Origin of the sequence: Agromyces sp. NPDC056965 (assembly GCF_042673425.1) — a bacterium.
In the GTDB taxonomy this organism is placed as follows: Bacteria; Actinomycetota; Actinomycetes; order Actinomycetales; family Microbacteriaceae; genus Agromyces.
This window is the reverse complement of the sequence record NZ_JBHURI010000133.1, coordinates 1-6,660: the sequence shown is the minus strand read 5'-3', so window position 1 is coordinate 6,660 and position 6,660 is coordinate 1. Positions and strand designations below refer to the sequence as shown.

Below are 6,660 nucleotides of genomic sequence, written 5' to 3'. Positions count from 1 at the left end.
GGAGGCGGGTTCCGCAGGACCCGCCTCATCGCAGGCGTGCGCCGATCAGACCGCGGCGACGACCTCGCGCTCGAGCGCGACCGACTGGCGCTCGGGCAGCACGACGGGGTGCGTGCCCGCCATCGCCTCGATGACCCGAACGACCTGGCAGGAGTAGCCGTACTCGTTGTCGTACCAGACGTAGACGATCGCGTCGGTGCCGTCGGCGATCGTCGCGAGCCCGTCGACGATGCCGGCGCGGTTCGAGCCCACGAAGTCGGTCGAGACGACCTCGGGCGACTCGATGTAGTCGACCTGCTGGCGGAGCGGCGAGGTGAGCGACACCTGGCGGAGGTACCGGTTCAGCGAGGCCTTCTCGGCCGGCTGCTCGAGCTGCAGGTTCAGGATCGCGAGCGACACGTCGGGCGTCGGCACGCGGATCGCGCTGCCGGTGAGCTTGCCGGCGAACGAGGGCAGGGCCTTCGCGACGGCCTTCGCGGCGCCGGTCTCGGTGATGACCATGTTGAGCGCGGCCGAGCGGCCGCGCCGGTCGCCCGAGTGGAAGTTGTCGATGAGGTTCTGGTCGTTCGTGAACGAGTGCACGGTCTCGACGTGGCCGCGCACGACGCCGTAGGCGTCTTCGATGGCCTTCAGCACCGGGGTGATCGCGTTCGTCGTGCACGAGGCGGCCGAGAGGATCGCGTCGGCATCGGTGATGTCGTCGTGGTTGATGCCGTGCACGATGTTCTTGATCGCGCCCTTGCCGGGAGCCGTGAGCAGGACCCGGGCGACGCCCTTCGCCTGCAGGTGCTGCGACAGCCCCGCCTCGTCGCGCCAGCGACCCGTGTTGTCGACGACGATCGCGTCGTCGATGCCGTAGGCCGTGTAGTCGATCGACGCGGGGTCGTTCGAGTAGATCACCTGGATGAGCGTGCCGTTCGCGAGGATCGTGTTCGCCTCCTCGTCGACCTCGATCGTGCCGGCGAACGGGCCGTGCACCGAGTCGCGGCGCAGCAGGCTCGCGCGCTTGACGAGGTCGTTGTCGGAGCCCTTGCGCACGACGATCGCCCGGAGGCGCAGGCCCTTGCCGTTGCCGGCGTGCGCGATCAGGATCCGTGCGAGCAGGCGCCCGATGCGGCCGAAGCCGTAGAGCACGACATCGGTGCCGGATGCCTCGGGCTCGCCCTCGGCCGCGATGACGGAGGTGAGTTCATCGCGCACGAAGTCGGCGAGTTCGCGCGCGTCGCCCTCGCCGACCGCGTCGGAGTAGCGGGCGACGAGGCGGGCCACGTCGATCGAGGCGGGCCCGGGAGCGATCTCGCGGAGCACCTCGAGCACGCGCATGGTGTCGACGAGGTCGAGTTCGACCTCACCGGCCTGACGGGCGAAGCGGTGCGCCTTCAGGAGGGCGATCGGCGAACGGTTGATGAGCCGCCGGCCGTGGATGGAGGTCACCACCCCGTGGTCTCGGTAGAGGCCGCCGATGAGCGGGATCATCCGCTCGGCGAGCTCCTCTTTGGCGATCCATTCCGTGCGGCGTGCATCGAACTCGTGGCTCACGTTCTTCCTTCCTGGTCGAGCCCGCCCTGGTGGGCAGCATCGACCACGTTCCTTCTCGGTCGAACGTGCAGTGGGCGTCGTCGACCAGGTCCTCGCGGGCGAGCCTGCCGGTGGGCAGCATCGGCCGCATTCTCTTCCGGGGATGGGTCGATTCTACGGATGTCTCGCTGCAGATGCCCTGTACACCGAGTCGAGTGCGGTGACGCCGACCTGCCGCGGCGGCCGCTGAGCATGCCGATGGCGATCGTAGACTCTCGGAGTGGATCGCATCATGCCGGGCATCATCGCCATTCTGTTCGGTTCGATGGTGCTCGTCGTGGTGTTCGTACCGCTCGTGGCGCTCAGCTACCGTCGCCGAGGCGGCTTCTCGGCCCTCCGCATGACCGGGTGGGTCGCGCTCCTCTTCTACGTGATGGGGCTCTGGGCGTACACGCTGCTGCCGCTGCCCGACGGCGACGACTTCCGCTGCGCGGGAGTGGTGCTGGACCCCCTCGAGAGCGTGCGGGATGTCATCCGCCTGCAGGCGGAGCACGGCGGCTCGCTGCTCGCGAACGCCGCGGTGCAGCAGATCGCGTTCAACGTGCTGCTGTTCGTGCCGCTCGGCGTCTTCGCGCGCGCACTGTTCGATCGCGGCATCGCCGTCGCGGTCGCGGCCGGCGCCCTCGTCTCGCTCGCGATCGAGCTCACCCAGCTGACCGGCGTCTGGGGGGTCTTCCCCTGCGCCTATCGACTGTTCGACACGGGAGATCTCGCTGCGAACACCATCGGTGCGGCGCTGGGCTCGCTGCTGGCGTTCCCGGCGTTCCGCCGTCGCCGCCGCACGGCCGCGTCCGGGGCGGCGCCGGCGCGGCCGGTCACCTCTGGGCGGCGCCTGCTCGCGATGCTGGTCGACGTCGCGAGCGTGTGGCTCACCGCTGCCGGCCTCTCGGTCGCCGTCAACTCCGCGATCCTCGTGCTGGCGGGCCGTGACCTCGTGCTCGAACTGTCCGATGCGGTCGCGGCGATCGCGACGGCGGCGGCGATCGGCGCGCAGGCGGTGTCGGTGCTGATCGGCGGCGTCACGCTCGGCGAGCGGGCCGTGCTCATCGACGTCCGCGAGCATCGGGTTCCGCCCGTGATCTGGCGCGGAGTCCGCTTCCTCGTGGGGATCGGCGGCTACAGCCTGCTCCTCCTCGCCGGCCCGCTCGGCGGAGCCGTCGCGGCCGTGCTCGCCGTCGCGAGCCTTGTAGCCGCATTCACGACCCGCGGGCATCGCGGTCTCGCTCAGGCCGCGGCCGGCATGGACTCGATCGACCGGAACGGCGCTCGCGCGCCGGAACGGCTCAGTACGTCCGGATGAACGAGAGCTGCATCGACGCGATGCGATCGGGCAGCCCCTCGAAGACCGCCGCACGTTCGGGCGAGACCTTGTATGCGGCATCCACCCGCTCGAACTCGTCGGCATCGCCCGGCACGCTGACCGCCCAGGTGAACTCGTTCGTCTCGGGCGAGCCGTAGGCGAACTCGATGGCGAACCCCATCGCGGGCCGGAGCACGGGCATGGCCTCCTGCCACCACGCGACGAACTCCTCGTAGAGTCCGTCGACGATCACGTACCGGCGCAGCTGGGTGGTCTTCATCCGACCATCATGCCGTGCGCGCGGCGAAGGTCGCGCCGCTCGCTGTCGGCGATCTCCCAGTCTCGACCCTGAAAGAATACCCCCGGGGTATTCAACCCCGCCTCCCCGACAGAAATGGATCCGACGAATGTGCCGAGCAGTGACCTGCAGGAGATGCGGCAAGACCACGTGGGCCGGTTGCGGCCAGCACATCGACTCCGTCATGCGCGGGGTACCGCGCAACGATCGGTGCACCGGCCACGAGGACGACCGGGCCGAGCCCGGCTTCTTCGCGCGCCTCTTCGGCCGCTGAGCCGCATGGGCGGCTCGCCGGCCGCCCGCACGGGTTGACCCCGTCGATCCCGGTGCCCGACAATCGGCCATGCGCACATCCAGCTCGGTGCGGGCCGTGGCCGCCATCGCGGCGCTGCTCGCGACGACCTCGATGGTCGGCTGCACGCCGCTCGCCGACGAGCACCGGGCCGCCATCGTGATCGACGAGCTCGACGGTCCGTTCGATCCGCTCTCGATCCGGTTCACCGGCCTCGTCCCCGACTCCGAGGTCACCCTCACCGCCGAGGCGAACGTCGACTGGATCACGCATCGCTCCGGGGCCGTGTTCATCGCCGACGAGTCCGGAGAGGTCGACCTCGACGACCACGCGCCGGTCGACGGCGACTGGTCGGCGGCGGACTCGATGGCGCCGTTCTGGGCACTCGCCCCCGAGGGCGGCGAGCTCGCATTCCTCGCCGCCTACGCCGACGAGTTCGACGTCGAGCTCACGCTCACCGGGGCCGACGGCGTCGTGCTCGCGGGCACGACCGTCGAGCGCGGCATCGCTCCAGACGCAGTCGCAGTCGAGGAGGTGACCGATGGCGGGCTCGTCGCGGCCTACGCGAGTCACGCGCCTTCCGCGACGGCAGGCGCCGGGCCGCGGGCCGCGGTCCTCGTGTTCTCCGGCAGCGAGGGCGGCATCCAGTTCGCCCGCCTCCTGGCTCGCCAGCTCGCGGCCGCCGGATACCCGGCCCTCGCGGTGAGCTACTTCGGGTCTCCAGGGCAGCCAGACGAGCTCGCCGAGGTGCCGCTCGAGACGTTCGTCTCGGGCGCCGAATGGCTGGCGGCGCGCGACGGGGTCGACCCCGATCGCATCACCGCGTTCGGCGTCTCACGCGGCGGAGAGGCGGCGCTCTGGCTCGCCGCGGAGCACCCCTCGCTCGTGCGGGGCGCGATCGCGCCGGTCGGCGCGGGCGAGCTCTGGTGCGGATACCCCGACGGGACCCGCTCGGCGTGGACCCTCGCCGGCATCGCGACCCCCTGCTCGATGGATCCGGCCGCACCGCCGCCCGATTCGATCATCGACCTCGCCGGCATCGACGGTCCGGTCGTGCTCGCGTGCGGCACCGACGACGCGGTCTGGGACTCCTGTCTCCTGATGGATCGCACCGCGCGTCGGGCCACCGAGGCGGGCCTCGACGTGACCGCGCTCACGGGCGACGGCGCTTCGCACTCCATCCCCCTCGATCCGTACCTGCCGAGGTTCCCCGACACCGACGCGGCCGCCGACAGCGCCTCCCGGGCCGAGTTCTGGCGTGCCGCCTTCGAGGCGCTCGGCCCGCCGACGCTCTGACGGTCCGACGGTCCGGCGAGCAGGCTCGACGCGCGAGCGTCGTATACTCGACTTCGTCCAGGCGCCCAGCCGCGCCGGTGCTCGAAAAATGGGCACGAAGCAGGCCGACGGGCAATCCCCGCCACCGAGCGAGACACATACGGAATCCCAGCATCCCGTCACGTCTCGAAAGGCTTCACCATGCCCTCGGTGTCCGCGCACGTCGCCCATGCCCTCTCCGCCCACGTCGATCACGTCTTCGGCGTGATGGGCAACGGCAACGCCTACTTCCTCGATGCGCTCGAGCGCGAGACGGATGCCTCGTTCACCGCAGTGCGGCACGAGGCCGGCGGCGTGGTCGCCGCCGACGCCCACTTCCGCGCGTCGAAGCGGCTCGCCGCGGCGACGGCGACGTATGGGGCCGGATTCACGAATACCCTCACCTCGCTCGCCGAGGCCGCGCAGGCCCGAGTGCCGCTCGTGCTCGTCGTCGGCGACGAGCCGACCTCGGGGCGTCGTCCGTGGGACGTCGACCAGATCGCCCTCGCCTCGGCGGTCGGTGCGCGCACGTACACCGTCGGGCGCACCGATGCCCCCGCCACGACCGTGATCGCCGTCGAGCACGCACTGAGCTATCGGGTGCCGGTGGTGCTGGCGATTCCCTACGACGTCGCGTCGGTCGACGCCGGACCGCTCGCCGATCCGCCCGCGCCGCGGCATCCGCTGCCCCTCTCGCCGGTCGGCGAGTTCGCCCGACGCGCCGTCTCCGAGGTCGCACACGCCCTCGCAGGCGCCTCCCGGCCGTTCCTCCTGGCCGGACGCGGGGCCTGGCTCGCCGACGCCGGCGATGCCCTCGGCGACCTCGCCGCGGCGACCGGCGCGGTCACCGCCTCGACGGCGCTCGGCCGGGGCGTCTTCCCCGACGACCGCTACGACCTCGGCGTCACCGGCGGCTTCGGGGCCGAGACCGCGATGCAGCTCGTGCGCGAGGCCGACGTCGCCGTGGTGTTCGGCGCGTCGCTCAACCAGTTCACGATGCGCTTCGGCGACCTCTTCGCGCCCGGCACGCGCGTGTTCCAGGTCGACGTGGCGACCGCGGCCACGCACCCGCACGTCGGCGGGTTCGTCCGCGGCGATGCCGCAGTCGTCGCGCGCCGCCTCGTCGACGAGCTCGCCGGGCTCGGAGCGGAGTCGTCGGGCTGGCGCGACACGATCGCCGACATCGCGCCGCTCCGCGCGCAGGCGCTCCCCGCGCGCGCCGACGGCCTCGCCGACGACGGCCGGCTCGACCCGCGCGCGGTCGCGGCGCGCATCGCCGAGCTGCTGCCCGAGGACCGGGTCGTCGTCTCCGACGGCGGACACTTCATCGGCTGGGCCAACATGTACTGGCCGGTCGCCTCGCCCGACCGCATGATGATGATCGGCACGGCGTTCCAGTCGATCGGGCAGGGATTCCCGAGCGTCGCCGGCGCCGCCGCCGCCAAGCCCGACGCCGCCATCGTGCTCACGACCGGCGACGGCGGCGGACTCATGGCGCTCGCCGACCTCGAGACGGCGGTGCGCACCGCCGGGGGCCGCGGTGTCGCGGTCGTCTGGAACGACGCCGCGTACGGCGCCGAGGTGAACCTCTACGGCCTCAAGGGCCTCGCCGAGGGTCCGATGCTGATCCCCGAGGCCGACTTCGCCGCCGCGGCCGCCGCGTTCGGCGCCGAAGGCGTCGTCGTGCGCGAGCTGGCCGACCTCGAGGCGCTCGCAGCCTGGGCGGCGCGCCCCGTCGCCGAGCGTTCGTTCCTCCTGCTCGACTGCCGCATCTCGGGCACCGTCGTCGCGCCGTACCAGGAGGAGATCATCCGCGTGAACAGCTGACGCAGGCGGCCATGCGCCGCAGACGACGGATGCCCCGGCGGGAACGTTCCC

The 6,660-nt window shown here is 71.9% G+C and carries 5 protein-coding genes; 3 read left to right on the top strand and 2 right to left on the bottom strand.

Annotation, left to right across the window (positions count from 1 at the left end):
* Positions 1–45: 45 nt before the first annotated feature.
* Positions 46–1,503, bottom strand: coding sequence for a glyceraldehyde-3-phosphate dehydrogenase (locus ACFTQE_RS19625; RefSeq protein WP_376926645.1), 1,458 nt, complete (start codon positions 1,501–1,503; stop codon positions 46–48).
* 295 nt (positions 1,504–1,798) lie between these two features.
* On the opposite strand from ACFTQE_RS19625, the gene ACFTQE_RS19620 reads away from it, so the two are divergent.
* On the top strand, positions 1,799–2,878 hold the full coding sequence (locus tag ACFTQE_RS19620; protein ID WP_376926644.1) for a VanZ family protein: 1,080 nt from the start codon (positions 1,799–1,801) through the stop codon (positions 2,876–2,878).
* On the opposite strand, the gene ACFTQE_RS19615 is transcribed toward ACFTQE_RS19620, so the two are convergent.
* The gene (locus ACFTQE_RS19615) at positions 2,862–3,158 is read right to left on the bottom strand and encodes a hypothetical protein (RefSeq protein ID WP_376926643.1); all 297 of its coding nucleotides are present in this window, start codon (positions 3,156–3,158) and stop codon (positions 2,862–2,864) included. The two genes, ACFTQE_RS19620 and ACFTQE_RS19615, sit on opposite strands and share 17 nt — an antisense overlap.
* Before the next feature lie 361 nt (positions 3,159–3,519).
* Between ACFTQE_RS19615 and ACFTQE_RS19610 the strand changes: the two genes are divergently transcribed.
* Complete coding sequence (locus tag ACFTQE_RS19610) at positions 3,520–4,764, top strand: acyl-CoA thioesterase/BAAT N-terminal domain-containing protein (protein WP_376926642.1); 1,245 nt, start codon at positions 3,520–3,522, stop codon at positions 4,762–4,764.
* A 180-nt stretch (positions 4,765–4,944) separates the two neighbouring features.
* Entirely contained in the window at positions 4,945–6,609 is a 1,665-nt protein-coding gene (locus ACFTQE_RS19605; protein ID WP_376926641.1) for a thiamine pyrophosphate-binding protein, read from the top strand.
* Positions 6,610–6,660 lie beyond the last annotated feature (51 nt).

Excerpts from the sequence above, each read along its gene's own strand:
- ACFTQE_RS19610 (WP_376926642.1), top strand. The coding sequence starts at position 3,520 with ATGCGCACATCCAGCTCGGTGCGGGCCGTGGCCGCCATCGCGGCGCTG.
- ACFTQE_RS19615 (WP_376926643.1), bottom strand. The coding sequence starts at position 3,158 with ATGAAGACCACCCAGCTGCGCCGGTACGTGATCGTCGACGGACTCTAC.
- ACFTQE_RS19605 (WP_376926641.1), top strand. The coding sequence starts at position 4,945 with ATGCCCTCGGTGTCCGCGCACGTCGCCCATGCCCTCTCCGCCCACGTC.